Here is a 25,248-nt window from a genome sequence, read left to right on the forward strand (position 1 = left end):
GCGCGCGTCCTCCTCCGGAGGAACGACGCACGACCCTACGGGTCGTAAAGATGACAAAGCCCTACGGGCTTTCAAACCCATTCCTCCGGAATGGGTTTGTGAATTCCTCCGGAATTCTCGCGCTATCCCTGAAAGTGGTCCAGGTGTGCTTAGCGGCTTCGGGTTTTGGTTGTGACACACAGTCAGAAAAGTTTGAAAACCTGCCCACACGGCTCCGCAGTGCGGGCAGGCTGAACCCGGAAAACACCTTCAGCACTACTCGACACGCTCTCCCAGACAACTACGCGCCAACAAGAGGGGAGGGGCGGCCGGAGGGTGAACCACGTGTCTCATTCTCGGCCGTAGCTAAGAACTGGACTCATCGCCCACCACCCTGCATCACTAATAGTTAGGGGTAGAAACCGTTAATTTTGTGGTCCCCGCCGAATGCTCAGACGTACGGCACGTGAAGCTGCGCAGCCAGAAATCCCGCAGGCCAGACGACCCGAACGTTCCATGCCTGCGTAGACTCAATAAGCTGCCCAGAGCCAAAGACCTGCTCACCCAAACTGCATAACACCAGGTCAAAACCATGGCCACTGTGCAGATTCACCGACCGGCGACACAAGAAATCACCCGATACCGAATGACGAGCCTGCCTGCGCCCCACCGGGAATGGGGGCCTCAGGTCTGGCCCGCTCTTCCTGGGGCTGCTCCGCAAGGCGGCAAGGGCCGCCTCCGCCGGAAAACCTACCGTGTCGCGCCCCCAGATGGCCTCCGGTATCCGGACCAACATCGTCCACCAGCTCAAGGGCGACGTAGTGGACAGCGTCCTGCTGTTGCTGCCTGATGCCGGAAACGTCCAGCGCTGGGCGACCTCCGATCCGGCCACCGACGAGGTCCTACGGGTCTGGTACGTCGCCGTCACCCGCCTGGTCGCCATCTCCGTACCCGAGGAAGAGACCGAGGCGCTGGCGCACCTACTAGGTCCTGTCCGATGGGTCGCTGTCAGTGTGACTGAGTAAAGGTGGCGCCCATGGCCAGCGAATCCATTCAGATCCCTCTCGATCAGCTTCGTCGTGCTCTGGACCTGGCGATTCGGCACATTGAAGCGTCAGCCGAGCCCACCGTGATGCTCAGGGAAGACCTCTTTTGGTCTGTCTCAGCCGACGAGGTCTACGACGTCGGTGCCGAGCCCCAAGCCCTGACGGTCGGGCAGGCAACACCTTGAAGATCTGTTTGCTCACCAGGGCCTGCCTTGCAGACGTGATCCGGGCGATCGGCCAGGACGTTCCCTGACAGAGCTGCCGACGGCTCGCGGGCGGAGCGAGGCTACGGTCACCGTTCCGTGGAAGACGTAGGTACGCTCATCGAAACGGGTGGATACGGCCTTGAAGCACTTGGGTGCTTCGTTGCGGCGTTTGTAGATCGACTTGTCAAAGCCGGTAGGCCGACCGCCCGCGCTGCCACGGCGCCGGCGGTTGACCCGCTGGTCCATGCGCTCGGGGATGGTGTGCTTGATCGGCCGCCGCCGCAACTATCGGCGGTTCTGGCGGGACGAGTACGCCCTGTCGCCTCCGACGTGATCAGAGCGCGTGCGGAGTATCACCCAGATCACGCCATGGCGTACCGGTTCGCTGCCCGAAGAGTTTTGCGTTCAGCGATAGATGCAGCTCCAAGCGAGCCCACTCCTGATCCGACAGATCACCTCGCCCTATACCTGTCGGAGCGATCCTCGGGTGGACAGGTCCCGCGACCCATCGGACAGGCCCCAGCCCTCGAGGATCACCCGGACGTGTCTCGGCCAATGGCGCTCAGCTCGGTGTCGGGCACCGGGGCATCCAGTGCACGGCGTTCTCGCGGAAGGACGCGTTGGTGGGTACGAGGTCTGCTGTGCTGGTGTCGTCGAGGGCGGGGACGTTGATGCCGGTTTCCGGGATGTCGGAGTCGACCGCCGCGACTCTGGTGCCGCAGGTGGGGCAGAAGCCGCGCTTGGCCCTGCCCGGGAACGTTTCGAACCAGGTCGGCTCGCCGCCCTCACCCATCCACGTGACGCGCTCGAATCCGGCCACATCACCGGGGTTCCGCCGAGCCTCTGACAATGCTCGCAGTGACAGGTGTGCGGGTAGACCGCTGGTCTCGTGGCGGTGAAGCGGATCCGGCCGCACAGGCATCCGCCAGTGCGTACGTCTGCAACAAACGGCTGCGTGGTGCTCCTGCCCGGTGAGGTGTGGCGAGCGCCTGTGCGTGGCCGGTCAGCTGCCTTTGCGGGGCGCGGGAATTCTTGGCAGGAGTTCCCATAGTGGGCGTCCGCCGCCGGCCCAGGTCGCCAGGGTTCGGCGGTCGGCCAGGTGCATGTGCAGTTGCGTGGCAAGCGGTGCGCAGCGGGTGGAGAAGCGGCCGTTGGTGATGACGAGGACGATGTCCGCGCCGTACAACTGGCGGGCGGTTCCGTTGACTCGTTGGAGGTCGGGGGTGCCGACGGCTGAGCCTCGGTCGCCGTCCTTGCGGTGTTTGCACTGGATGACCCAGGTGCGGCCGAGAGGGTCGGTGGCCAGGACGTCGGCGCCGTTGTCGCCGGCGCCTCCGGTCTGGCGGGCGTCGGTGCATCCGTCGCGGCGCATGAGGTCGCGGACGGCGTACTCGAAGTCGCGGTGGTGGAGTGTGTCCAGTTGTCCCAGTTCGTAGCGCAGGGCTTGCTGCTGTACCCGGTTCCACAGTCGCCGTTGCTGGTGGCGGTGGAACCGCCATATTCCGGCCGCTGTCGCGGCGGTTCCCAGAACGGCCAGGATCCACCAGTGGGTCAGGAGCCACGCGATGGTGGCCCATGCCACCGCGACGGCCAGGGCGCCGGCGGCGAGCTGGGTCGTCCGGGCATCGTGCCGGCGCTGTCGGCGGGTGCGGGAAGGGCGGCGGCGCGGCGGGGTACGGCGGGTCTTCCGCCGGGGTGCGGGGCGGCGGGTGGCCATCGGGCGGCTCCGGTGGTGTCAGCGGCTGGAGTCGGTGATGCCGGTGGCGAGTTGGCCCACGAAGTCGAGGATTCCTTCGCCGACCGGGGTCGGTGCGATGACGATGCCCAGAGCGAGCACGATGATCACGGTGAGTTTCTCGTCGGTCCGGCTGCGGGCTTCTGTGCGTCGGCGCAGCCGCAGGAGAACGATGACGGCGAGCAGTACTCCCACGTTGATCGTCAGCATTCCGCCCGTCCCTGGATCACTCTCGGTTCGTTCCGACCCCTTGTGTATCCGTAACCCGCCCCGTTGCGTCGCCCGGTCGCTGATGATGACGTGAAGTGACTGGTTGGCCGGATTCGGTGTGCTTATCCGTTGGGGAATTCACTGTCCGAATTCCGCCAGCCCCTGGGGTGGGGAAGTCGCATGCTGAAGTCTGAGTCACCAGCGGATCGCACCAGGGAGGCGACGATGACCGCCTGCACCACCCTTTCCAGCCCGGTCGGCGATCTGTTCCTGGTCGGTGAGGAGTCGGGTACTGCGCCGGGCGGGACGGCGCTGACGTCGTTGTCGATGCCCGGGCAGCGGCGGGTGCCCGTGGTCCAGGGCGGCGGGCGCCGGGATCCTGGGGCGTTCGCAGTGATCGCGGCGCAGATCGGCGCGTATTTCGACGGTAAACTCGACTGCTTCGATATCGAGTTCACTGTTTCCGGCTCGGATTTCCAGCAGCGTGTGTGGGCTGCGGTCGAGGAGATTCCGTACGGAACGTCGACGACTTATGGTGCGCTGGCCGCGCGGCTCGGTATGGCTCGTGCGGATGTACGTGCCCTGGGTGGGGCTATCGGCGCGAATCCGCTTCTGCTGGTTCGTCCCTGTCATCGGGTGGTGGGGGCGGACGGTTCCATGAAGGGGTATGCCGGCGGCCTGGAGGCCAAGCGTCATCTGCTCACCCTTGAAGGCGTCCTGCAGCCGATGCTCGGCTGAGAGTACGGAGGAGTTCCTCATCATGTTTTCCACCCTTCCGGTCAGTACGCTCACCCGGCGTGTCGAGGCCGAGGACTGGCAGGCCCTCACCGGTGAGGTCGATGGGCACGGGAGTGCGCTGACCGGGCAGTTGCTCACGGCGGGGCAGTGTCGTGAGATCGCCGAGCTGTACGACGAGGACAGGTATTTCCGCTCGACGATCGATATGGCCCGCTATCGCTTCGGCTCGGGGCAGTACCGCTATTTCACCCATGATCTGCCTGATCCGGTGCGCGAACTGCGTGAGGCGTTCTACCCTCATCTGCTGCGCATCGCCCGTGCCTGGATGGCGAAGCTGGGCCGGCCCGCGCCGTGGCCGGACACGCTGGAGGAGTGGATCGCCATGTGTCACGAGGCGGGGCAGGCCAAGTCCGCTCAGATTCTTCTGCGCTATGGTCCCGGCGACTGGAACGCGCTTCACCGTGACGTGTTCGGCGAGATGGTCTTTCCCCTCCAGGTCGTCGTCGGGCTCGACGCCCCGGGTGCCGATTTCACCGGTGGTGAGTTCCTCATGACGGAGCAGCGGCCCCGCGCGCAGTCCCGTGGGTCGTCCGTCACCCTGCCGCAGGGCCATGGGCTGGTTTTCACGACGCGTGAGCGTCCGGTTGTCTCCAAACGTGGCTGGTCCGCCGGTCCGATGCGTCACGGTGTCAGCACGGTGCGGTCGGGGCGCCGGCGCACGCTGGGCCTTGTCTTCCATGACGCGACGTGAGTGCCGCTGCCGGCGGGCGGCCCGGTCCGCGGGTGTACACGCTGGTCGGGCCCGATGGGCGGTCTTTCGTGAGCGCCGTGCCGGGCACGCTGGGCGGGCACCGGCGGGGGCGGTTGTACGGGCGGTTGGACTGCCCTTCCGCCCTGCGCGCGATCGCCCGTGGTCATTATGTGAGGTACCGCGTGTTCTTCGCCGATGAGGGCGCCGCTCTGGAAGCCGGCTACCGGCCGTGCGCGGTGTGTCTGCCGGAGCGGTACGCCGACTGGAAACAGGGCCGGCGGCGGTCGGGAACGCTCTCGTGAGGGTGGTCAGAGAGGCAGCAGGTCGGGCCGTTTGGGGCGGGCGTCGTCGGCCGCCGATCCGCCGAACAGCCGTCGGCCGATCCAGGGCACGAAGTGTTCGCGTGCCCACTGGAGGTCGTCGCTCCGGCGGGTGGCGGGCGACCGGGGTGGGTCCATGGGCCGGGCGGTGGCCGCCCTCGCTCGCGTTCCGGGGGTGAGGAGGTCCGCGGCGCGCTGTGCCACTTGTGTGTGTCCGTACGCGGACAGGTGGAGGCGGTCATCGGTCCAGGCCCGCCGTTCCCTGACCGCGTCCAGTGACCACAGATCGACCACGGGGCAGCCGTAGCGGTCGGCGATCGCGCGGACGTGGGCCGTGTACGTGGCGATTCTGCCGCGCAGATGGCGCAGTACGGGTATGCCGCGGGTGTCGAACCCGGTGAACAGGACCACGGTGCCCGCGTCCTGTACGAGGGTGGCGACGGCGCGGTCGTACCGGTCGGCTATCCGGTCGGGGTCGCTGCCCGGTCGCAGGAGGTCGTTTCCTCCGGCGCAGAACGTGATGAGGTCGGGGTGGAGGGCGCGTGCGCGTGGTACCTGGCCGTTGATGATCTCGTCGATCAGTGTGCCCCGGACGGCGAGGTTGGCGTAGGTGAAGGCCGTTCGGGGGTGTTGCTGGGCCAGGTGGCCGGCGAGGCGGTCGGCCCAGCCGATCAGTGTGCCGTCCGCGGCTGCGTCGCCGAGGCCTTCGGTGAAGCTGTCGCCGACTGCCACGTACGACGCGATGCGGGGATCGCCGTCCGGGCCGGTCTTTTCCATGGGGTCCGCCTCGCCTTCCGTCGTCTGTTCCGGCTCTGTGGCAGGCATCGTGGTCCGGTGTCGCGAGGGCGGTCAATCGGGGCTGAGCGACTTGGGCAGATAGCGGCGCCGTCGCGTGTTGTACGGGGCGGGTTGCCCGGTGGTGGCTCCGACCTGGCCAAGTCCGGCTTGGCCGGGGGCTCCGGGCGGGGAAGGCTGGAGGCTGTGCCCACTGCGTCGGCGCGGTGCGGAGCGTCGCTTGGTCGGGCGGGGCCGCGTGCTCCGCCGAGGGCGGTCCGCGAAACGAAGGGAACGATCGTGCACGGTCCTGGTATCCGTCCGCTGACGTGGGAATCGGTCCATGTCGCGGCATCCGGACGCACTGTCCCGGCCCGGGTGCTGCGCCCGGGGGGTCCGCACCGGGGTTGGCTGGTCTGGGCGCATGGCGGGAGCTGGCGCAGCGGGTCGGCGAGCGACTGGCACGAGGCGTGTGCGGATCTCGCGCGGCATGCCTCGTACTGCGTGGTCAGTGTCGATTACCGGTTGGCGCCGGAGCATCGTCACCCTGCGGCGCTGGAGGATGTTCTCGCGGTCCTGGACTGGGCGCAGGAGCAGGCCGAGCGTGCGGGTGTGGGGCCGGTGGCCGTGGGCGGGGACAGTGCCGGGGCGACGATCGCCGCTTGTGCCGCTGTGGTCCGGCGGGACCGGGGGCTCGCGCTGTCGGCGCAGGTTCTGGCGTATCCGCCGCTGGATCCGTCCTGCCGTGCCCCTTCCTATGTGCGGTACGTGGGCAACTTCCCGACTCCGCAGGGGCTGGCCGAGGCGTGGCGGGAGTATCGCGGCGGTCCGGATGCCGGTGATCCGCCGGGTCTGCCGTCCACCCCGTTGTGGGTGGAGGACCTTTCGGGGCTGGCTCCGGCGATTCTCGGTGTCGGGGCGTTCGACCCGGTGCTGGACGATGTCCGTCACTACGCGGGGCGCTTGCGGTCCGCCGGTAATGAGCTCGTCTACCGGGAGTTCCCTTCGGGCCTTCACGGTGCGTTCCTCCAGCCGTCCGGCCGGCTCGCGGGCCCGGACGGCCCGTCGGCGCTCCGGCGGTGGCTGGGCGTCTCGCTCCGGGACCTGCGAGGCGCCGAGGCGGCCGTGTCCCCACCCGGCCCGGCCGCGGGGCCGGGTCCCGAATCCAAGGAGAAATCATGAACGGCACCCCGATGGCAGCCTCGGACGTCCCCGCCCACGCCGAGGCGTTGTTGCGGCACTTCGGTGATCTGCGGGACGGCACCCATGGGCATGCCTCCTCGCGCCAGGGCAAGGAATCGCTCTTCTCGGAGGCGGTCGAGCTGCTTGCCCCGTACGCCGTGCAGGCGCTGGAGGAGGTCAACACGTATCTGCTGAACGGGACCGGTGAGGTGGAGAGCACGGGAGTGCGGCGGTCGGCGGACGGTGGCGTGGTGGCTCTGTGGACCCTGTCCTGGCCGCAGCAGCGGGCGGAGGGCATCGAGCCGGTCACCATCGCCGCGCATTACGGCAGGGGTTTCCATCACCCGCATGTGCGGGGAGCGACGGTCAGTGAGTGGCCGCTGAACGTCTTCGACGCTCAGCAGGCGGAGGCCGAGCTGCCCACGCTGCGTGCGATCGTCGCCGCCGACCTGCACAACCTGGTCTTCCAGCGGGATTTCCGGATCGTGCCCGCAACCGTGGATCCGGCCGGTGCCGGCCGTCATGTCTGAGGAGCGTTCCATGTCGTTGCGTCTGTCGGTTCTGGACCAGACTCCGGTCGGGGAGGGGCATACCCCGGCTGAGGCCCTGCGGGCGTCGGTCGCTCTGGCCGAAGCGGCCGATCTGTTGGGGTACACCCGTTACTGGACGGCCGAGCATCACCATTCGCCCGGTTTCGCGGGCACCGCACCCGAGATCCTCGCCGGTGCGTTGCTGGCGCGTACGCGGCACATGCGGATCGGTACCGGCGGGGTGCTCCTTCCGCGGTACGAGGCGCTGAAGGTCGCCGAGGTGTTCGGTGTGCTGGCCGCGCTCCATCCCGGGCGTGTGGATCTCGGGATCGGGCGCGCGGGCGGGCCCGCGCACAATTTCGAGCGGCAGCTGGACGAGCTGCGTATGCGTCTGGGGCTGGCCCCTTCGGTCCTGCCGGGGCTGCCTTCGGGGCTGGTGGCTCCGGTTCCGCCGCAGATGTGGCTGCTGGGTGCCGGTACCCGTTCGGCTCAGTTGGCCGGCCGGCTGGGCACGTCTTTCGCCTTCGCGCACTTCTTGTTCCCCGCGCCCGCGCGGGCCGCTCTGGAGGCGTATCGCGGTGCGTATGCCGCTGTACCGGGGCGGTATCCCGCTCAGGGGGTGCTGGCCGTCCGTGTGGTGACGGCGGATACGGCGGCCAAGGCGGAGGAGCTGGCCGCGTCGGTCGTGCTCTGGCGCAGTCGCAAGGATCTCGGTGAGGATCTGCCGCTTCCCTCGCCGCACACGACGCGCAACCACCGGTGGACCGGTCAGGAGACCCAGCGGGCGCGGAGCAACGGGCGGGTACTGGTGTCCGGTGCTCCCGAGCAGGTGCGTGAGCAGCTGACGCGGCTGGCGGCTGACCACGGTGTGGACGAGCTCGTCGTGAACACCCTGACCCATGACCCGGCGGACCGGCTGCGGTCCTACGAGTTGCTGGCCGAGCTCTTCGAGCTGCCGGACCGATCCGGGCAGGACGCCCCCGCAACAGCCTCGGCCCCGGCGCCGGTGGGATGAGCTGCTGGGGGTGCGCCGCCTGGGCGGCACGCCCCCGGCCCCGGCCTGCGCCCGTGCAACCGATCGCGCCGGAGCGGGGTTCCTGGTGGTGGGGCTGTACCCCCGGGCGGCCGGGGCAGGCCCGTACCACCGACACCGAACGAGGCCACACCATGAGGTACCGCGACTCCCCCGCCCGCTCACCGCGGCTGGATTCCGCTTCCGGCGGGGAGGGCACGGAGGGGATTGCGGTACCTCACACCGGTCCCGAACTGGACGCGCTGCTGCGGCTCATCCCTGTCACGGTCCGCGATGTCGCCGTCGGCCATGGGCGCGCCGGTGTCCACCGGGATGCCGCCGAGGCTTTCGTCCGGGCGTGGGAGGCCACGGGGCGGGACGTCACGGCCGTGGTCGACTGGCCCGAGGACGCCGCCTCCTGGCTGCGCCCGGCGCAGCGGTTCACGGCCGGGGCCCCTGACGCCTGGGTGGTGGCCGGGGCGCCGCTGGGGTGGGCGCAGATGAGCAGGCGTCTGGTCTTCAGCACCGACTGGGCCGCGGAGCGTACGTACGCCTTCGCGTCGCTCGACTGCCCGCAGCTCGCCGAACTCGCCGGGCCCCGTGTCCTGGACGGGCTGCACGGGGTCACGGCCCGGGGTGGCACGTGGTGGATCGACGACGGGCGGAGCGTCCACCGGCCGCCGCCCGCGGCGCCCGGCGCTCCGTCCGGGGATGCCTCGGGCCGGGTGTGACCGGCGTCCGAACCGCCATGGAGCACGTATCCGAGAGCGAGCGTGTGACCGGCGTCCGAACCGCCGTATCCGTCGAGCACGTATCCGAGAGCGAGCGTATGACCAGCACCGCCAGTACCCCCACGACCTCCGCGGCCCCCACGGCTTCCGCGGCCTCCTCCGCTTCGGCCGGAGCCGTTCCGCACGATCGGGCCGATGGGGGGCCGGTGCCGGGCCAGGACGGTCTCGCGCGCTGTCCCTGGGCCGCCGGGCATCCGCTGAACCGCCAGTACCACGACACCGAGTGGGGGCTGGCCGTCCGTGGTGAGCAGGCGCTGTTCGAACGGGTCACCCTGGAGGCGTTCCAGGCGGGGCTGAGCTGGCTGACGATCCTCGCCAAACGGCCGGCCTTCCGCGCCGCCTTCGACGGCTTCGATCCCCTGAAGGTAGCGGCGTACACGGACGCCGACGTCAGCCGTCTGATGGCGGACGCCGGTATCGTCCGCAACCGGTCCAAGATCCAGGCCACGGTCCGTAACGCGGCCGCGGTGCTGGCGCTGCGTGCGCAGGGCGGGCTGGACGAGCTGATCTGGTCGCACCGACCCGTCACGACGCCGGTGCCGCGCACGGTGGCGGAGGTGCCCACGAGCACTCCCGGTTCGAAGGCTCTCGCCCGCGAGCTGCGGGGGCGTGGTTTCTCCTTCGTGGGTCCCACCACGGCCTACGCCCTGATGGAGGCCATCGGCATGGTCGACACCCATCTGGTGGGGTGCCACCGCCGGGGGACCTCGGGCGTGCACTCCTGACCGTGCGAACGGCGGTGCTCCGACGATCTGTCCATGTCGGACTTGTCTGGCGACCCCGTGTGGCGAACAGTTGGCCGACGACGGACGGGCCGAGGAGTCGCCATGCACCAGAACCTGCACATCAGCCGCCTACGGACCTTGATCACTGTCGTGGACCTGGGAGGCTTCCGGCGGGCCGCCGAAGCGCTGCACATCACCCAGCCCGCGGTCAGCCAGCACATCCGCCACCTCGGCGCGCTGATCCGGGGCCCGGTGTTCACCTCGACCGGCAGCTCGCTGCGGCTCAGCCGGGCCGGGGAGGAGCTTGTCGGCTACGCACGGCGCCTGGTGGCGCTCAACGACGAGGCCGTCGCCCGGTTCGTCACTCCCCGGGGCCGGCTCCAGGTGGCCGTGGGTGTCTCGGAGCAGCTCGCCGACGCGCTGCCGGAGTTCTTGGAGAACCTCTCCCGGCGGGCCCCGCACATCCGCGTCGACGTGCACACCGCGCTCACCGACAATCTCTCGGGACGGCTCACGGACGGCCGGCTGGATCTCGCGCTGCTGCTCAACGCCAGCCGCCAGGGTGCCGGTTACGAGACGCACGAGCTGGGGCGGCTCTCGCTGGCCTGGTTCGGCAGGCCGCCCTACGGCCGCGGGGAGCCGGTCCCGCTGGCCCTGTTCACCGAGCCGTGCGACATGCGGGGCCATGTCATGGACTCCCTCAGCGCGACCGCGACCCCCTGGCGTATCGGTTACGAGGGCTCCGAGTTCATCGGCCTGCGCGCCGCCGTCCGCGCGGGGCTGGGGTTCGCCTGTCTGATCACGAACGGCGACACGTTGTGGGGCCTGGAGCGCAGCTCCCACGCGGCGCTGCCCGATCCGCCTCCGCCCGTGCCGGTGGCGCTGGGCGTCCGGGCGGGCATCGATCCGCGCGTCACGGCGAGCGTGCGGGATGCTCTGCTGGAGTCGCTGCACGGCTACCCGTTCACCGGCGGGCGTCTCCCGGAAGCCCCGCCCCCGGGAGGCCCGCTCACGACGGCGGGGACCTGAGGGCCTGCCGTCGTGCCGTCACCGGGCCGGCCCGAACCAGCGGGCCAGGGAGGCCCGCAGGTCCTTCGCCTCCCGTGTACGGCCGTTGGCGCTCCACGCCGTACAGCCGTCGGGGCGCACCAGGAGGGCGGTGGCGGCGAAGGGCTCGTCGGCCACGGCGGTGACGATGTCCACCCGGTCGGCCCACGGGGCGGCCGCTTCGCGCAGGTCGGCGCGGTCGCCGAGGTCGAGCAGTACCGGGCGCGCGGTGTGCAGCAGCGCGGCGAGGGTGGTGGTCCCCTCGGTGGTCTTCAGCCGCAGGTCGGGGGCGAGGTGGCCGGTGAGGGGGCCGCCGCCGTCCCCTCCCATGTCGTACACCTGGGTGGTACCGGTGATCATGCCGCTGAGGTGGTCGTTGACCTCGTCGAAGTGCATGAGGTCGGAGAAGAGTTCGCGCAGCGCGTCGGTGCGGGGGTCCGGGTTCATCAGGGCGACCTGGGCCCGTACGTTGTGCAGGACCGCGGCCGCGACCGGGTGGCGCTCGGTGTGGTAGGTGTCCAGGAGGCTTTCCGGTGCCCCTGACCGCAGGTGGGCGGCGAGCTTCCAGCCAAGGTTGAAGGCGTCCTGCAGCCCGAGGTTGACGCCCTGTCCGCCCGCGGGGAAGTGGACGTGCGCCGCGTCTCCCACGAGCAGGACCCGGCCCTTGCGGTAGGTCTCGGCCTGCAGGGCGGCATCGCTGAAGCGGGTGAGCCAGCCCGGTGACTCCATGGGGACGTCCCGGCCGGCGATCCGCGCGACCTCGCCGCGCAGTTCCTCCAGTGTGACCGGGGAGTTCCGGGCGGGGTGCGGACCGCGGAAGTCGTACGTGCACACCCGGCTCGGGCCGGAGGGGCTGACCCACAGCAGAGTCCAGCCGCGCGGGGTGCGCTGCCAGCCCGAGGGCGCGGACCACGGATCGAGCAGTCGGACCTCGCCCATCAGCGCGGAGACCGTGGCGGGCGTGCCGGTGAACGGGATGCCGCTCAGTTTGCGGACCGCGCTGCGCGCGCCGTCGGCTCCGACGACCCATCGGGCCGTGGTGGTCCGGGTGCTGCCGTCCGTGTCGCGCAGGGTGAGCCGGACGTGGTCGTCCCTCTCCTGGAGGCCGACGAGTTCGCTGTCCCGCTCGATCCGGGCGCCCAGCGTCCGGGCGTGCCCGGCGAACACCTCCTGGGCCCATGCCTGGGGGCTGCCGACGATGACGGGGCCCTCGTCGACCACCCGGGACAGATCCAGGTCGAAGAGGGCGCCGAAGTGGAACCGGGTGCTTCTGGTGGCGTCGCGGGTGGCCGGGCGCCCCGGCTGGACCGCTTCCAGGATGCCGCGCCGGTGCAGCAGCTGCGCGGTGCGCGCGTGCAGGGTGCCCGCCTTGGACTCGGGGGACGGGGCGGGCAGCTTCTCGTACACCGTCGCGTCGATGCCCAGCAGGGCCAGTTCTCTGGCCATCAGCATCCCGACCGGGCCGCCGCCGACCACGGCGACCTCGGTGTCGGGGGCGGTGGCCGGGGCCGTTTCCCGGGGGCTGGCGGGCATCTGGGCTCCGTACGTCGGTGGGGTCGTCGGGAGGTCAAACCCCGTGCGGGCCGGGGCGGTTGCCTTCGTGGCCCTCGGCGCCGCCGGGCGACGGCAGCCGGACGGACTGGCGGTGCCGGAAGACGTCGCGCGGGTCCCACCGCTTCTTCGCCCGCTGCAGGCGGGGATAGTTGGCCTTGTAGTACAGCTCGTGCCAGGGGGACGAGGAGCGGTTGCGGGCGGGGTCGCTCAGGTCGCGGTCGGGGTAGTTGACGAACGCCCCGTCGGTGTCGGGGCCCGGTACCGGGACGCCACCGGTTTCGGCGTACACGTCCTCGTAGAACTCCCTGAGCCAGGTCAGGCAGCCGGCCTCGTCGGCGGGGTCGTCCCACCAGATCATCCAGGCCAGTTTGAAGGCGGCGTCGCGGTGGGGGAAGGCGGTGGCATCGTCGTCGGCCGCGGCGACCGCGCCGCCGAAGGAGCTGAGCATGACCGAGGCGGTCGGGTTCCCGCCGTCCTCGCGCGCCAGGTGGCGGTAGAGGGCGTCGATGTGGCGGGCGGGGAAGTCGCGGCGCATGTAGGAGGACTTGAAGGCGCCCTTCTGCGTGGGGTCGTTGGTGGTGGGGTTGGCCGTGCCCAGGTAGCGGGTGGCCTGCATCCAGGGAAGTCTGCGCGGGCGGGCGAGCTCGGGCATCGGGCCGTGTTCGCCCATCCGCGTGGTGACGGGGCCCGCCGGTGCGCGGACGCCCGCGGTGACGGCGGCGAGGAAGTCCTCCAGCTGCCGCAGCGATCCGGGGTCGTCGGCGGCCACCTGGGTGATCAGGCCGATGGCTCCGTTGGACCGGTGGTTGAGGGACAGCAGGCTGCACACGTCGCTGTACGGGTCGCCGGGCGCCCGGTGGGCCACCTGCCAGGCGCTGTAGTTGGCGACCAGCCTGACGAAGTCCTCGCGCCCGAGTTCGTCCCACTGCCACGAGATGGCGCTGACCCAGACCTCGGCGGGCGGGCGCGGCAGCAGCGCGGCGGGATCCGGCTCCCGGCCGGTGGGGGTCCCGGTGTCCGGTGAGCGGAACCAGTACCGGGTCACCACGCCGAAGTTCCCCCCGCCGCCTCCGGTGTGCGCCCACCAGAGCTCGCGGGCGGGGTCGTCGTCCTCCCGGGTCGCCACCACGGTGCGGACGGTTCCGTCGCGGTCCACCACGACCACCTCGACGGCGTAGAGGTGGTCGACCACCAGGCCGAGCCGGCGGCACAGGAGGCCCCAGCCGCCACCGCTGACATGGCCTCCCGCTCCCACCTGGAAGCACATGCCGCCGGGCACGGTCACGCCCCAGCCACGGTAGAGCCGCTCGTACACGTCCAGCAGCAGGGCGCCGGCCTCCACGGCGAACGCGTCGTGCTCCGGGTCGAAGTACACCGCCTTCAGCGCGGACATGTCGAGGACGATCCGTACGTCGGGGTGGTGGACGAAGTCCTCCCAGCAGTGCCCTCCGCTGCGTATGGACAGCCGCTTGTCGTCGCGCACCGCCCGCCGTACCGCTTCGGCGACCTCGTCCGTCGTGGTGGGCAGGAAGACCGTCTCCGGTGCGCAGACGAAGCGCTGGTTCCATCCCCGGACCAGGTCCGGGTAGCGGGCGTCCGCCGCGGTGACCGCGGTGACCGGGAGCGCCGGGAGGTCGCTCTTGGGTACGTCAGGGGGCATCGACTGGCCTAACGGGGCGGGGAGTTGGTGTCCCGGACGGTAGCCGGGGAGTCCCGCCGGGGCGCTCCGCATCTTGCGGAGCACGGCCCGCGGACCGTCTGGCTCGATTCTTCAGCGGCCACTGCGACAGTGCAGCCAGGAGAGAGACCCACCGCGGTTTCCGGCCTGTTCCTCTCCGGTCACGCAATGGATCACGATGGAAGAGGTGTGTCATGTCAAGCATGCCGCTGAGCGGCAAGGCACTGCGCCTGGCACGGCTGTCCAGACGGGGCGACGGGCGCTATCTGTTCGTTCCCCTCGACCACTCCGTGTCCGATGGTCCGGTTGCCGGCGGCGCTGAATTCCCCGGGCTGGTCCGGGAGATCAGCGAGGGTGGCGCGGATGCCGTCATCGTCCACAAGGGCCGGGCCCGGATGATCCAGCCGGGGCTGCTGACGCGTACCGCTCTCGTGGTGCATCTGAGCGCGAGCACCGCCCACGCTCCCGATGTCGACGCCAAGGTCCTGGTCGGTGACGTCGAGGAGGCCGTACGGCTCGGTGCGGACGCCGTCAGCGTGCACGTCAACATCGGCTCCGACACCGAGGCGGCTCAGCTCGCCGATCTGGGTGCCGTCTCCTCGGCGTGCGAGCGGTGGGGTATGCCGCTGCTGGCGATGATCTACCCGCGCGGGCCCCGGGTGGTCGACCCCACCCGGCCGGAGCTGGTGTCGCACGTCGTGAACATCGCGGCCGATCTCGGCGCGGACCTCGTCAAGACGGTCCTCGCCGCACCGGTCGAACTCATGGCGGAGGTCATCGCGAACTCGCCGCTGCCGGTCGTCGTGGCCGGCGGCAGTGGTGGCACGGGTGTCGACGCCGAACGGAGTCTGCACCGGTTCGCGTCGTCGGCGCTGGCCGCCGGGTGCAGCGGGCTGGCAGTCGGGCGGCGTGTCTTCGCCAGTCCTTCCCCCAAGCAAGCGGTCCGGGATCTGGCCGCAATCGTCCATGGCCGTGTGCTCGCGACCGAGCCGGCGCCAACCTCACACATGGCAGGTGTGCTGTGAAATTTGCCTGGATCGATATCCGTCCCGTCCCCGTCGAGCACCGCGAGGCGGTCATCGACGCGGCCGTCCACGCCCGGGTCGACGCCATCGTCGACAGCGACGTGGCGACGCTCGCCACGCTGCCGAACACGGTCAAGCGGGTGCTGGCGGGCGCCGAGCGCCCCGCCGACCAGGGTCTCGACGACCTGATCGTGCTGAACGAGATCGCCGACGCGGCGGAGCTGGGTGCGGCGCGGGCCCGCCACCGTGACGGCGAGAAGGACACCGCGGGCCTGGTCAACGTGGTCGACGACCCGACGCTGACGCTGGCCTGCGAGACGGCGATCGCGCTGCCGTACACGGTCGTCGAGTTCAAGGACCCGACGAAGATCCCGCTGGAGATCGTGATCGCGGCCGCGGACAGTTCGCCGGGGCAGCTGATCTGCCGGGCCGACGACCTCGAAGAGGCCCAGGTGATCGTCGACGTACTGGAGAAGGGCTCGGAGGGTGTGCTGCTGGCCCCCCGCGATGCCAACGACGTCTTCGCGCTGGTGGAGATGTTGCGGGTGAAGACCCCCGACCTGTCGCTGTCCACGCTGACCATCGACTCGATCGAGCACCTCGGGCTCGGTGACCGGGTGTGCATCGACACGTGTACTCACTTCGAGAAGGACGAGGGCATGCTCGTCGGCTCGTACGCGCACGGGTTCATCCTGTGCGTGAGCGAGACCCACCCGCTGCCCTACATGCCGACCCGCCCGTTCCGTATCAACGCGGGCGCGCTGCACAGCTATGTCTTCGGTCAGGACAACCGCACCAACTATCTCAGCGAGCTCAAGGCCGGCAGCGCGGTCCTCGCGGTCGGCGCCGACGGCCGTACACGCCGCATCGTGGTGGGCCGCATCAAGCTGGAGTCCAGGCCGCTGCTGAGCATCAAGGCGCATTCGCCGGAGGGCGTCGAGGTCAATCTGATCGTCCAGGACGACTGGCACGTGCGGATCCTCGGCCCGGGCGCGAGCGTGCTGAACGTGACCGAGCTGAAGAAGGGCGACCAGGTCCTCGGCCATGTCGCCACCGACAAGCGGCACGTGGGCTGGCCGGTCGGCGAGTTCTGCGTCGAGAAGTAGAAGCCCGGTGCCCGGGCCGGGCCGCCGTCGGCGACGGCCCGGCCCGGGCACCGTTCTGTGACCGGCCACGGAGGCAGTGGGGGAGGTACGGATGTCGCAGCAGTCCTGGTGGGGTGCGCAGTGGCTCGTGCACCGCGCGCGGGGCGACGTATGGGCGCACACCGGCCCGCCCGGCACGGAGGTCGGCGCGGCCGTCCTGCGCGCCGAGACGGAACGGCTGGCGCACATTCTTCGCTGTTACGGAATCGGGCCCGGCTCCACCGTCGCCCTGCACGGCACACCGAGCTTCACCCAGCTGTGGTCGCTGTTCGCGCTGTGGTCGCTGGACGCGCAGGTGGTGCTCCTGGAGCCGCGGCTGGGCAAGGCGGAGCGGGAGGCGCTGCTGGAGCTGAGTGCCCCGCAGTTCGTCATCACCTTCGGCGGTCCGCGGGGCCGTGAGGACGTGTTCGCCGGGGAGTGCGAGGTTCTGGTACGGCGCCGGAGCGGGGGGCGGCCCGCGCGTACCGGCCACTGCCTCGTGCAGTTCTCGTCGGGGACCACGGGCAGGCCCAAGGCGGTCGGCCGCACCGGTCAGTCGCTGCGGGTCGAGCTGGACCGGTTGCAGGCGCTGCCCGGGATGCCCCTGGCGGGCGAGCGGGTCGCGGTTCTGGGACCGCCGGCGCACTCCTTCTTCCTCGTGGCGGGGGTCCTGCACGCGCTGCGGGCCGGCGCCTGTGTGGTCTTTCCGTCGACGCAGGCACCGGACGCGCTCGCCGAGGCCGCCTCCCGGTCGCATGTGGTGATCGGCGGGCCGCCGCACTTCGCGGCGCTCGCGCACGCGGACGAGCGGTTCCGTCTGCCGGACCTGCGGCTGGCCGTGTCCGGCGGGGACGTCCTGGACGGGGAGACCGCCGGTGCCTTCGCCCGGCGGTACGGCGTGCTCGTGGGGCAGGGGTACGGCACCACGGAGACCGGCATCCTGGCCACCGATCTGTCCGGCGGGGCCGGTCCCGGGGCGGTCGGCACACCGGTTGCGGGGGTCCGCACCCGGATCGTGGGCGGTGTCCTGCACGTGCATCTCCCCGACTCCCCCTACGTGTTCGAGGAGTCGGACGAGGGCCTGTCCGGCGGTGAGGGCTGGATGTCCACGCAGGACCTGGTGGCCCTGGACCCGGCCACCGGGGTGCTGCGTCTGCGGGGCCGGCAGAGCGGGCCCCGCAGGTTCGAGCAGTACGGCGTCGATCCGCTGCGGGTCGAGTCGGTGCTGCGCGCCCACCGGGACGTCACCGACGCGGTCGTCCTGGGCGCCGACGCCCTCGATGTGCTGGTGGCGTGCGGGGACGGGCTGACGCGCACGGACCTGGGCGCCTGGTGCCACCGCTTCCTCGGCCCTTCCGCGGCCTCGCTGCGCTACCGGCTAGTGCCCGAGCTCCCGCGCACGGCCAGCGGAAAGGTGCTGCGCGACCGCGACCGGCTGCACGGGCGTGGCTGGTTCCCCTGTCCGGCCGCCCCGCGGCCGGCGGGCAAGGAGAGGGATGAGCGTGGTGAGGGAAGGCGACGTGGCGTACACACGTGACGTCACCGGGGCGTACACCAGCGACGAGGACCGCTGGCGGGCCGTGCGGGAGCACGACCGGGCCGCGGACGGCAAGTTCTACTACGTGGTGCGTACCACCGGGGTCTACAGCAGGCCCTCGTGCGTGGTGCGGCCGGCCCGGCGCGAGAACGTCATGTTCCTCCCGACGGCGGAGGAGGCGCGGGCCCGGGGGTACCGGTCGTGCCGCCGGTGCCGCCCCGACGAGCCGGGTCTGAGCCGGCTGCACGCGCTGGCGGTCGCGCGGGCGTGCCGGCTGATGGACGAGTCGGTGGTCCCGCTGAATCTGCAGGAGCTGGCACACGCGGCCGGTTACAGCCGCTTCCACTTCCACCGGATGTTCAAGGCGTTCACCGGGGTGACGCCGCACGCGTACGTGTCGGTGGTGCGCGCCCGCCGGGTCCGCCGCGAGCTGGCGGGCGCGCAGACCGTGTCGGACGCCATCTACAGCTCGGGGTTCAACTCCAACGGTCACTTCTACGCGGCGTCCTCGAGGATTCTCGGCATGACGCCGCAGGAGTTCCGTTCGGGCGGCCGGGGGGTCGTGATCCGGTACGCCTGTGCCGCCTCGTCGCTGGGCCCCGTGCTCGTCGCGTCGACGGACAAGGGGGTGTGCGCGGTGGTGCCCTCCGCCGACGGGGATCCGGCCCACCGGGTGCTGGCCCGGCTGTTCCCGTCGGCCCGGCTGGCGGTGGGCGACGCCGGGTTCGCCGCCCGGGTGCGGGCCGCGGTCGCGCGCGGGGAGCCGCCGGCGCCCGGCCGGGCGCTGCTGCCCGTCGATGTGCTGGAGATCTGCCTGTGCGAACGGGTGCGTCAGGAGTTGTCGGGGATGCCGTTGTCCGGGTGACACGTCGGCCCGGCCGGGAACCGGGCCGACGGAATCACCCCGCCGGCACGGGCGCTGTGTCACGTGCCGGCGGGGGCTTTCAGGAAGCGGACCGCCCAGGCCGCGGGCACCGCGAGGAAACACACCGCGAGACCGGTCAGCAGGGGCCCGTCCGCCCCGGCGCCACGCACCGCCGTGCCGCCCGCCAGTGCTCCCAGCGCGATGCCGGCGTTGACGGCGGACGCCGGCAGGGTGGCCGCCAGGTCACGGCCCGGCCCGGCCAGGTGGATCACCAGGTACTGGAGGGACGGTACGAAGCCGAAGCCGGCCAGACCCCAGACCGCGAGCGCCACGGCTGCCAGGGGTGCGGAACTGCCGAAGAGGTACAGGGTGCCCAGCGCGCCCACCAGTACGGCGGCCGCCGCGGCCACCGTGGTGGCGGGGGCCCGGTCGGCGGCCCTGCCGCCCGCGAAGGCACCGGCCGCGGTGGCCGCCCCGAAGGCCAGGAGGAAGGCGCTGACCACGGGCCCGGAGACGCCCGTGACCTGTTCCAGGAAGACGGTGATGTAGGTGAATGCCGCGAACTGGCCGCCCATGAGCAGGAATCCGACGCCCAGCACTGCCAGGACGCGGGGCGCCAGGGCGTGCCGGGCCTGGGTACGGAGCCGTCCCGGGCCGGTGGCAGCGGACAGCGCCGGCACACACAGCAGGGTCACGACGAGGGCGAGCGCGCCCAGCACGGTGATCGCGGCGAACGCCGTGCGCCAGCCCGTGGCCCGGCCGATCAGCGTGCCCGCCGGTACGCCGAGCGCGGTGGAGACGGCCACCCCGGCGAAGACCACGGAGATCGCCCGCCCCAGCCGCTCGGCCGGCACCAGTGCGGCCGCCGCGGCGAAGGCGGCGCCCATGAAAAGGCCCTGGAGGGCGCCGGTGATCAGCCGGGCGGCGAAGAGCATGCCGAAACCGGTGGCGGACAGGGCCAGCAGATTGCCCGCCGCGTAGCCGGCCAGCGACATCCTCAGCACCGCGCGGCGGGAGAGGCGGATGGTCGCCGCGGTCAGGACGGGTCCGCCGACGCAGATGCCCAGCGCGTACGCGGTCACCAGGCTGCCCGCCGTGGCGAGGGGCACGTCGAGGTCGCGGGCGACCAGGTCGAGGATGCCGACGACGACCAGTTCGGCCGTACCCATCACGAAGGTGCCCACGAACAGGCTTCCCAGTGCGAGCGCGGTCCGCCGGCCGCCCTTGCCCGCTCCGGGGACCGGGGCGTCCCGGGCGTCGGGCCCGGACCGGGTGCGCACCGTCATGTGTGCCTCTTCCTCTGGTGGCGCGGGGGTGCGTCGGGCTGCGGCCCGCGGCCCGGGGCGGCGCCGGGCGGGTGGGGGCGGCGCCCCTTCCGCGGGCGGGCCGGGTGGGCGCGCGGGGCGCCTGCTTCTCCGGCCGGGCGGGGGCGCGCCGCCTCGCCCCCGGCCGGGCGGTCCTGGTTCAGCCGTTGCTCCACAGGTTCCTGCGCAGGCCCTTGAGCCCCTCGAACGAGTCGAGGTCGGGCACCGTCCAGCCGTCCAGGTCGTACTCCTGGAGGCACTGCTCGGCGAAGCCCTTGTAGGCGTCCAGCTGACCGCTGGCGGCCTGCGCCTGGACGATGTCGGTGCGCACCGATTCGTGGTTGCCCGAGTAGTTGCGCTCGTACAGTTCGTGCCGTCCGCCGAACTCGGTGCCGACGGCGTCCCACAGGAGCTTCATGAGTTTGACGCGGCTCACCGCGTCGTGGCCGCCCGAGCCCCGTACGTACTTGTCCAGGTAGGGGCGGATCTCGGGGTTCTTGAAGTCCTCGGCGCTGGAGTTGATGTAGATCAGGCCGCTGGCGACGTCCTGCTCGATGATCTCCTTGATGCGGGGGTAGCCGATCGTCATGAACCAGCGGTACGCCATGCCGTAGTCGAGGCGGGGCAGCAGCGCGCCGTTCTTCCACTCCTGCGGGTTGCGGGCCGATGCGTCGCTGAGGGCCCAGAACATGTTCCGCCAGGCCAGCACCTCGCCGACCCGGGCCTGGACACCGCGGAAGTCCTTGGTGCCGGTCATCTCGACGGCCTTGAGCAGCAGCCCCGCGATGAAGTCGATCTTCACCGCCAGGCGGATGGAGCCGTGGAAGGTGAGCCGCTCCAGGAATCCGGACTGGGGCGCGAAACCGTTGACCTTCTCCACGTCCCCGTACAGGAAGACGTTCTCCCAGGGGATGAGGACCTTGTCCATCACGAAGATCGTGTCGTTCTCGTCGAGCCGGCTGGAGAGCGGGTAGTCGAAGGGGCTGCCCATGACGGCCGCGGTCGCGGCGTAGGAGGGCCGGCAGATCAGCTTCAGTCCGGGCGAGTCCATCGGGACGGTCGCGACGAGCGCGAACTTCTTGTCCTTCAGGGGGAGCCCGTAGTGCGAGATGAAGTTGAAGTGGGTGATCGCGGAACCGGTGGCCACGACCTTGGCGCCACTGACGATCAGGCCGTTCTCGGTCTCCTTCTCCACGTGGACGAAGACGTCCTTGACCTCCTCGGCGGGCCTGTTGCGGTCCACCGGCGGGTGGATGATCGCGTGGTTCCAGAAGAGCACCTTCTCCTGGGACTCGCGGTACCAGCGCTGGGCGTTCTCCTGGTACGGGGCGTAGTACTCGCTGTTGGCGCCCAGCGTTCCCAGGAACGCGGCCTTGTAGTCGGGGCTGCGGCCCATCCAGCCATACGTCATCCTCGCCCATTCCGCGATCGCCTCGCGGTCCTCCACGAGGTCCTGGACGCTGCGCGGGGTGCGGAAGAACTTGTGGGTGTAGCCGTCGCTGCCGGTGTCGGTGCGGGTGGTGAGCACGTCGCGCTTGGCCGGGTCGTGCAGGGCGTCGTACAGACGCGCGGTCATCAGCGCGGAGTTGCGGAAGGCCGGGTGCTTCGTCACGTCCTTGACCCGGTCGCCATAGAGGTATATCTCCCGGCCGTCGCTGAGACTCTCCAGGTACTCGTCGCCGGTCAGCGGGCGCGTCACGCGTGCCGGGGAGTCCGTACCCGCTGCGCCCGCGCCGGCGGCGTTCTGGCCGGCGGCGTCTTCCGCGTCGCCCTGCTTGAGCGTCATGTTCGTTTCCTTGTCCGGTTGATGATCCCGCGAGGGACCGGGGTGGAGGGGAGCACCGGGAGGTCAGCGGTGGCCCGTGCCCAGGGCGGCCGTGTTGTGCAGCGCGCGGAACGTTCCGCCGTGGAGGACCAGCGGTTCGCCGCCCGGGGCGTCGAAGCTCAGCACCTCGCCCACGAACAGCAGGTGGTCGCCGCCGTCGTAGGACGCCCAGGGGGCGCAGGAGAAGTGGGCCACGGTGCCCGCGAGCCGCGGTGCGGGACCGCCGCCCTGCCACTCGACGGTGTCGCGGGGGAGCTGTCCCCTGCCCGCGAAGCTCAGCGCGAGGTCGCTCTGGTCCGCGGCCAGGACGTTGACGCCGAACGGCCTGCCGGCCAGCAGCGTGCTCAGGCGGCTGCGCCGGTCCAGCGACACCATGATCAGTGGCGGCCGGAGCGAGACCGAGGTGAAGGAGCTGACGGTGGCCCCGTGCGCCCCTCCCCCTTCGCCCTGCTGGGTGGTGACGACGGTGACCCCGGACGCGAACTGCCCCAGGCAGTCCCGGAGACTTCGCTCGCCTGCGCTCACGAGAATTCCTCCTCATCGGGACGCGGGCGCCCGTACAGAATTCATGGAGATGGGGGTGCGAATTCGCTGGAACAATGGACACGCAAAAGAATGCGCCGCCCATTATTCCAACGATACGCAACCAGTGTCCCAGGGCCGCCTGAAGGATCAATCAAGGCGCCGTCCGGCGCAGCTTCCAATTGTTGACAGATATATTTGCTGCGGCTCTAATTGCCACACAGTGAGAGGCAGTTGCGACATGTATGCCTTCGGGCGCCGGTAAATCATCGAGGGGACCAGAGTGAGAATCCAGGTCGAGTTGAGTGACGCCGTGCAGGACTACGTCGCCGATGTGTCCCTGCGCGAGACCGATCTGCTTCGCGAACTGCGGGAGAAGACGTCCGAGCTTCCCCTGCACCTCATGCAGATCTCGCCCGAGCAGGGCCAGTTCCTGTCCCTGCTGGTGAAGGCGATCGGCGCCAGGCGCACCCTGGAGGTCGGTGTCTTCACGGGCTACAGCCTGCTGTCGACGGCGCTGGCGCTGCCGGAGGACGGTTCCGTGGTGGCCCTGGACCTGGACGCGGAGTGGGCCGCGACCGCGATGGAGTTCTGCGGCCGGGCCGGTGTCGCCGGCAAGGTCGATCTGCGGCTGGGCGACGCCCGCGACACGCTCGCGGAGCTGGTGCGCGAGGAAGGCGCCCCGGGTTCGTTCGACTTCGTGTTCATCGACGCGGACAAGGAGGGTTACGCCGAGTACTACGAGGCGGCCCTGAAGCTGCTGCGCCCCGGCGGGCTGATCGTGGTCGACAACGTCCTGTGGCACGGAGCGGTCGTCAACCCCGAGGCCCAGGACTCCGAGACCCGGGCGCTGCGCGCGTTCAACGCCAAGCTGCGCGACGACAAGCGGGTGGATCTGAGCCTGCTGCCGTTCGCCGACGGGCTCACCTTCGCGCTCAAGCGCTGAACCGCCGGCCGCTGAGCCCCTGAAACACCGGGCCCCTGAAGCACCGGGCCGCTGCCTCCCCGCCGCCGAAGCGGCGGGGAGGCAGCGGCCGTGTGGGGGGGGACCGTCAGGACGGAAGCTGGATGGACTGCCGGTGCCTGAAGACGTTCCGGGGGTCGTACGTCTTCTTGATCTGCTGGAGGCGCGGGTAGTTCCCCTTGTAGTAGAGGCCGTGCCAGGGCGTCGTGGACGTGTTCCGTGCGGGGTCGCTCAGGTCACGGTCCGGGTAGTTGACGTAGCAGCCGTCGGTCACCGTGTTGGGGACCGGGACGCCGCCGGTGTCGGCGTACAGCTCCTCGTAGAACTGCTGGTTCCAGGTCTCGTTGGCGGCGTCGTCCGCGGCGTCGCTCCAGAGCGACATCCACATCATCTTGAACACCGACTCGCGGTGCGGGTAGGCCGTCGCCGCGGGCGCGACCGTGTTGACCCGGCCGCCGTAGGAGCTGAGCGTCACCGAGGCGCGCGGGTTGGCGAAGTCGGTACGGGTCAGGTGCTTGTACATGACCTCCACCTGGCGGGCGGGGAAGCCGGCGCGCATGTAGGACGACTTGTAGTCCTGGCGCAGCGTCGGGTCGGTGAGGTCCACGTTCGTGGGGCCGAGGTAGCGGGTGGCCTCCAGCCAGGGCAGCCTGCGGGGCTCCACGAGCTGGGCCATCGAGCGGAACTCGCCGACGTCCCGCGTGAGCGCCCCGTGCGCGACGCCCACCCCGCTGTTGATGGCGGCGAGATAGTTGTCGTGCAGCGCGCGGGCGTCGGGGACGGTCGCGTCGACCTGGGTGACCATGGCGATCTGCCCGTTGGACTTGTGCGGCAGCACCAGGAAGCTGGCCAGCGCGTTGTACGGGCTGGTGGGGCCGCTGTTGGCCGTGAAGAACGAGGCGTAGTTGGTGACCAGGGCCCGGAAGGAGGCGGCGTCCATGTCGCTCCACTTCCAGGACACCGCGCTGAGGTACACCTCGGCCGGCGGCTTGGGCAGCAGGGCCGCCGGGTCGGTGCCGGTGGCGCCGGGGGTGCGGAACCAGTACCGGGTGATGACACCGAAGTTCCCGCCGCCGCCTCCGGTGTGCGCCCACCACAGGTCGCGGTTGGGGTCGTTGCTGTCGCTGGTGGCCACGACCGTGCGGGCTTTGCCGTCCGCGCCCACGACGACCACCTCGACGGCGTACAGGTAGTCGATGATCAGGCCCAGCTGACGGCAGAGCAGGCCCCAGCCGCCGCCGCTGACATGGCCGCCGGCGCCGACGGAGTAGCAGATGCCGCCGGGCACGGTGACGCCCCACACCGGGTAGAGCTTCTCGTAGACGTCCAGCAGCTGCGCGCCCGTCTCGACGGCGAACGCCCGGCGCGTGGGGTCGTAGTAGACCTGGTTGAGCAGCGAGACGTCCAGGACGACCTGCACCTCGGGGTTGAAGACGAAGTCCTCCAGGCAGTGGCCCCCGCTGCGGACGGTGATCCGCTTGTTCTCCGCGACGGCCTTCTCCACGATCGCGGGTATCTGTGCGGCGGAGCCGATGACGTGCACCGCCTCGGGGCTGCCTATGTAGCGCTGGTTCATGCCGCGGACCAGGTCCCGGTACCGCTGGTCCTTCGGTGTCACGGCGACGGGGCCGAACGCCATGCCCGTCGTCGTCGACGTCGTCGGAACGTCCGCCGCCTGTGCCGGCGTGGCGAGCGCCGTCGTCGCTCCGCCGAGCGCGCTCGCGCCGCTGACCGCTGCCGCGGCCCCGAGGAACCGGCGTCGGCCGATCCCGTCTGTCTTCTGCGCCATCCTTGAAGCCTTCTT

General features: G+C 70.7%; 26 protein-coding genes and 1 pseudogene. 16 read left to right on the top strand and 11 right to left on the bottom strand.

Translation table 11 applies throughout. From position 1 onward, the window contains the following. Window positions 1-749: 749 nt before the first annotated feature. Complete coding sequence (locus ACGFZA_RS36610; RefSeq protein WP_385274651.1) at window positions 750-1,004, top strand: hypothetical protein; 255 nt, start codon at window positions 750-752, stop codon at window positions 1,002-1,004. Window positions 1,005-1,015: 11 nt separating this feature from the next. Beyond that, entirely contained in the window at window positions 1,016-1,210 is a 195-nt protein-coding gene (locus tag ACGFZA_RS36615; protein ID WP_385274648.1) for a hypothetical protein, read from the top strand. Window positions 1,211-1,300: 90 nt separating this feature from the next. On the opposite strand, the pseudogene ACGFZA_RS36620 reads toward ACGFZA_RS36615, so the two are convergent. The 4 genes and pseudogenes from ACGFZA_RS36620 to ACGFZA_RS36635 form a co-directional block, all read right to left on the bottom strand. Continuing rightward, window positions 1,301-1,579 (bottom strand): annotated as a pseudogene (locus tag ACGFZA_RS36620) (IS5/IS1182 family transposase); the annotation flags it as partial. A gap of 214 nt (window positions 1,580-1,793) precedes the next feature. Continuing rightward, complete coding sequence (locus tag ACGFZA_RS36625) at window positions 1,794-2,051, bottom strand: aldehyde-activating protein (protein ID WP_393684900.1); 258 nt, start codon at window positions 2,049-2,051, stop codon at window positions 1,794-1,796. Window positions 2,052-2,234: 183 nt separating this feature from the next. Then, window positions 2,235-2,948 (bottom strand): restriction endonuclease, encoded by a 714-nt coding sequence (locus ACGFZA_RS36630; RefSeq protein WP_385274642.1) that lies wholly within the window; start codon window positions 2,946-2,948, stop codon window positions 2,235-2,237. An 18-nt stretch (window positions 2,949-2,966) separates the two neighbouring features. Next, a complete protein-coding gene (locus ACGFZA_RS36635) occupies window positions 2,967-3,176 on the bottom strand; it encodes a hypothetical protein (protein ID WP_385274639.1) in 210 nt (69 codons plus the stop codon). Between the two features lie 225 nt (window positions 3,177-3,401). Between ACGFZA_RS36635 and ACGFZA_RS36640 the strand changes: the two genes are divergently transcribed. The 3 genes from ACGFZA_RS36640 (at window position 3,402) to ACGFZA_RS36650 (ending at window position 4,967) form a co-directional block, all read left to right on the top strand. Further along, window positions 3,402-3,914: a methylated-DNA--[protein]-cysteine S-methyltransferase gene (locus ACGFZA_RS36640; protein WP_393684903.1), complete on the top strand. Its 513-nt coding sequence runs from the start codon at window positions 3,402-3,404 to the stop codon at window positions 3,912-3,914. Window positions 3,915-3,936: 22 nt separating this feature from the next. Continuing rightward, the gene (locus ACGFZA_RS36645) at window positions 3,937-4,665 is read left to right on the top strand and encodes a 2OG-Fe(II) oxygenase (RefSeq protein ID WP_385274634.1); all 729 of its coding nucleotides are present in this window, start codon (window positions 3,937-3,939) and stop codon (window positions 4,663-4,665) included. Between the two features lie 77 nt (window positions 4,666-4,742). After that, complete coding sequence (locus ACGFZA_RS36650; RefSeq protein ID WP_393684996.1) at window positions 4,743-4,967, top strand: Ada metal-binding domain-containing protein; 225 nt, start codon at window positions 4,743-4,745, stop codon at window positions 4,965-4,967. A gap of 6 nt (window positions 4,968-4,973) precedes the next feature. On the opposite strand, the gene ACGFZA_RS36655 is transcribed toward ACGFZA_RS36650, so the two are convergent. After that, window positions 4,974-5,762, bottom strand: coding sequence for an SGNH/GDSL hydrolase family protein (locus ACGFZA_RS36655; protein ID WP_385274628.1), 789 nt, complete (start codon window positions 5,760-5,762; stop codon window positions 4,974-4,976). 375 nt (window positions 5,763-6,137) lie between these two features. Between ACGFZA_RS36655 and ACGFZA_RS36660 the strand changes: the two genes are divergently transcribed. The 6 genes from ACGFZA_RS36660 to ACGFZA_RS36685 all read left to right on the top strand — a co-directional run bounded on the left by ACGFZA_RS36660 (window position 6,138) and on the right by ACGFZA_RS36685 (window position 11,028). Further along, a complete protein-coding gene (locus ACGFZA_RS36660) occupies window positions 6,138-6,941 on the top strand; it encodes an alpha/beta hydrolase (protein WP_393684999.1) in 804 nt (267 codons plus the stop codon). After that, on the top strand, window positions 6,938-7,471 hold the full coding sequence (locus tag ACGFZA_RS36665) for a hypothetical protein (RefSeq protein WP_385274622.1): 534 nt from the start codon (window positions 6,938-6,940) through the stop codon (window positions 7,469-7,471). Before ACGFZA_RS36660 ends, ACGFZA_RS36665 begins: the two co-directional genes overlap by 4 nt. Before the next feature lie 10 nt (window positions 7,472-7,481). Next, window positions 7,482-8,486: an LLM class flavin-dependent oxidoreductase gene (locus tag ACGFZA_RS36670; protein ID WP_393684906.1), complete on the top strand. Its 1,005-nt coding sequence runs from the start codon at window positions 7,482-7,484 to the stop codon at window positions 8,484-8,486. A 152-nt stretch (window positions 8,487-8,638) separates the two neighbouring features. Beyond that, window positions 8,639-9,214, top strand: a complete 576-nt coding sequence (locus ACGFZA_RS36675; protein ID WP_385274616.1) for a hypothetical protein — start codon at window positions 8,639-8,641, stop codon at window positions 9,212-9,214. Between the two features lie 206 nt (window positions 9,215-9,420). Further along, a complete protein-coding gene (locus ACGFZA_RS36680; RefSeq protein WP_393684908.1) occupies window positions 9,421-9,999 on the top strand; it encodes a DNA-3-methyladenine glycosylase I in 579 nt (192 codons plus the stop codon). 102 nt (window positions 10,000-10,101) lie between these two features. Beyond that, entirely contained in the window at window positions 10,102-11,028 is a 927-nt protein-coding gene (locus ACGFZA_RS36685) for a LysR substrate-binding domain-containing protein (protein WP_393684910.1), read from the top strand. Between the two features lie 18 nt (window positions 11,029-11,046). On the opposite strand, the gene ACGFZA_RS36690 is transcribed toward ACGFZA_RS36685, so the two are convergent. Both ACGFZA_RS36690 and ACGFZA_RS36695 read right to left on the bottom strand, forming a co-directional pair. Further along, window positions 11,047-12,579 (bottom strand): FAD-dependent monooxygenase, encoded by a 1,533-nt coding sequence (locus tag ACGFZA_RS36690; protein ID WP_385274608.1) that lies wholly within the window; start codon window positions 12,577-12,579, stop codon window positions 11,047-11,049. Window positions 12,580-12,613: 34 nt separating this feature from the next. Next, the gene (locus ACGFZA_RS36695) at window positions 12,614-14,260 is read right to left on the bottom strand and encodes an FAD-binding oxidoreductase (protein ID WP_393684913.1); all 1,647 of its coding nucleotides are present in this window, start codon (window positions 14,258-14,260) and stop codon (window positions 12,614-12,616) included. Between the two features lie 221 nt (window positions 14,261-14,481). On the opposite strand from ACGFZA_RS36695, the gene ACGFZA_RS36700 reads away from it, so the two are divergent. From ACGFZA_RS36700 to ACGFZA_RS36715, 4 genes are all read left to right on the top strand, one after another. Continuing rightward, window positions 14,482-15,303, top strand: coding sequence for a 2-amino-3,7-dideoxy-D-threo-hept-6-ulosonate synthase (locus ACGFZA_RS36700; protein WP_385274688.1), 822 nt, complete (start codon window positions 14,482-14,484; stop codon window positions 15,301-15,303). Continuing rightward, complete coding sequence (locus tag ACGFZA_RS36705; protein WP_385274602.1) at window positions 15,300-16,409, top strand: 3-dehydroquinate synthase II family protein; 1,110 nt, start codon at window positions 15,300-15,302, stop codon at window positions 16,407-16,409. Before ACGFZA_RS36700 ends, ACGFZA_RS36705 begins: the two co-directional genes overlap by 4 nt. A 91-nt stretch (window positions 16,410-16,500) precedes the next feature. After that, window positions 16,501-17,964, top strand: a complete 1,464-nt coding sequence (locus ACGFZA_RS36710; protein WP_393684916.1) for a class I adenylate-forming enzyme family protein — start codon at window positions 16,501-16,503, stop codon at window positions 17,962-17,964. After that, window positions 17,948-18,829, top strand: coding sequence for a bifunctional transcriptional activator/DNA repair enzyme AdaA (locus ACGFZA_RS36715; protein ID WP_385274597.1), 882 nt, complete (start codon window positions 17,948-17,950; stop codon window positions 18,827-18,829). The genes ACGFZA_RS36710 and ACGFZA_RS36715 overlap by 17 nt, the downstream gene beginning before the upstream one ends. Before the next feature lie 59 nt (window positions 18,830-18,888). Here ACGFZA_RS36715 and ACGFZA_RS36720 read toward each other — a convergent pair whose 3' ends face one another. The 3 genes from ACGFZA_RS36720 to ACGFZA_RS36730 form a co-directional block, all read right to left on the bottom strand. Further along, window positions 18,889-20,115, bottom strand: coding sequence for an MFS transporter (locus tag ACGFZA_RS36720; protein ID WP_393684918.1), 1,227 nt, complete (start codon window positions 20,113-20,115; stop codon window positions 18,889-18,891). 178 nt (window positions 20,116-20,293) lie between these two features. Continuing rightward, window positions 20,294-21,919, bottom strand: a complete 1,626-nt coding sequence (locus tag ACGFZA_RS36725; protein ID WP_385274591.1) for a 4-hydroxyphenylacetate 3-hydroxylase family protein — start codon at window positions 21,917-21,919, stop codon at window positions 20,294-20,296. Between the two features lie 63 nt (window positions 21,920-21,982). Next, window positions 21,983-22,483: a flavin reductase family protein gene (locus tag ACGFZA_RS36730; RefSeq protein WP_385274588.1), complete on the bottom strand. Its 501-nt coding sequence runs from the start codon at window positions 22,481-22,483 to the stop codon at window positions 21,983-21,985. Between the two features lie 280 nt (window positions 22,484-22,763). On the opposite strand from ACGFZA_RS36730, the gene ACGFZA_RS36735 reads away from it, so the two are divergent. Further along, a complete protein-coding gene (locus tag ACGFZA_RS36735; RefSeq protein WP_385274585.1) occupies window positions 22,764-23,426 on the top strand; it encodes a class I SAM-dependent methyltransferase in 663 nt (220 codons plus the stop codon). A gap of 106 nt (window positions 23,427-23,532) precedes the next feature. On the opposite strand, the gene ACGFZA_RS36740 is transcribed toward ACGFZA_RS36735, so the two are convergent. After that, entirely contained in the window at window positions 23,533-25,233 is a 1,701-nt protein-coding gene (locus ACGFZA_RS36740; protein ID WP_393684921.1) for an FAD-binding oxidoreductase, read from the bottom strand. Window positions 25,234-25,248: the final 15 nt, after the last annotated feature.

The sequence above is a fragment of the Streptomyces sp. NPDC048211 genome (assembly GCF_043202315.1).
In the GTDB taxonomy this organism is placed as follows: Bacteria; Actinomycetota; Actinomycetes; order Streptomycetales; family Streptomycetaceae; genus Streptomyces.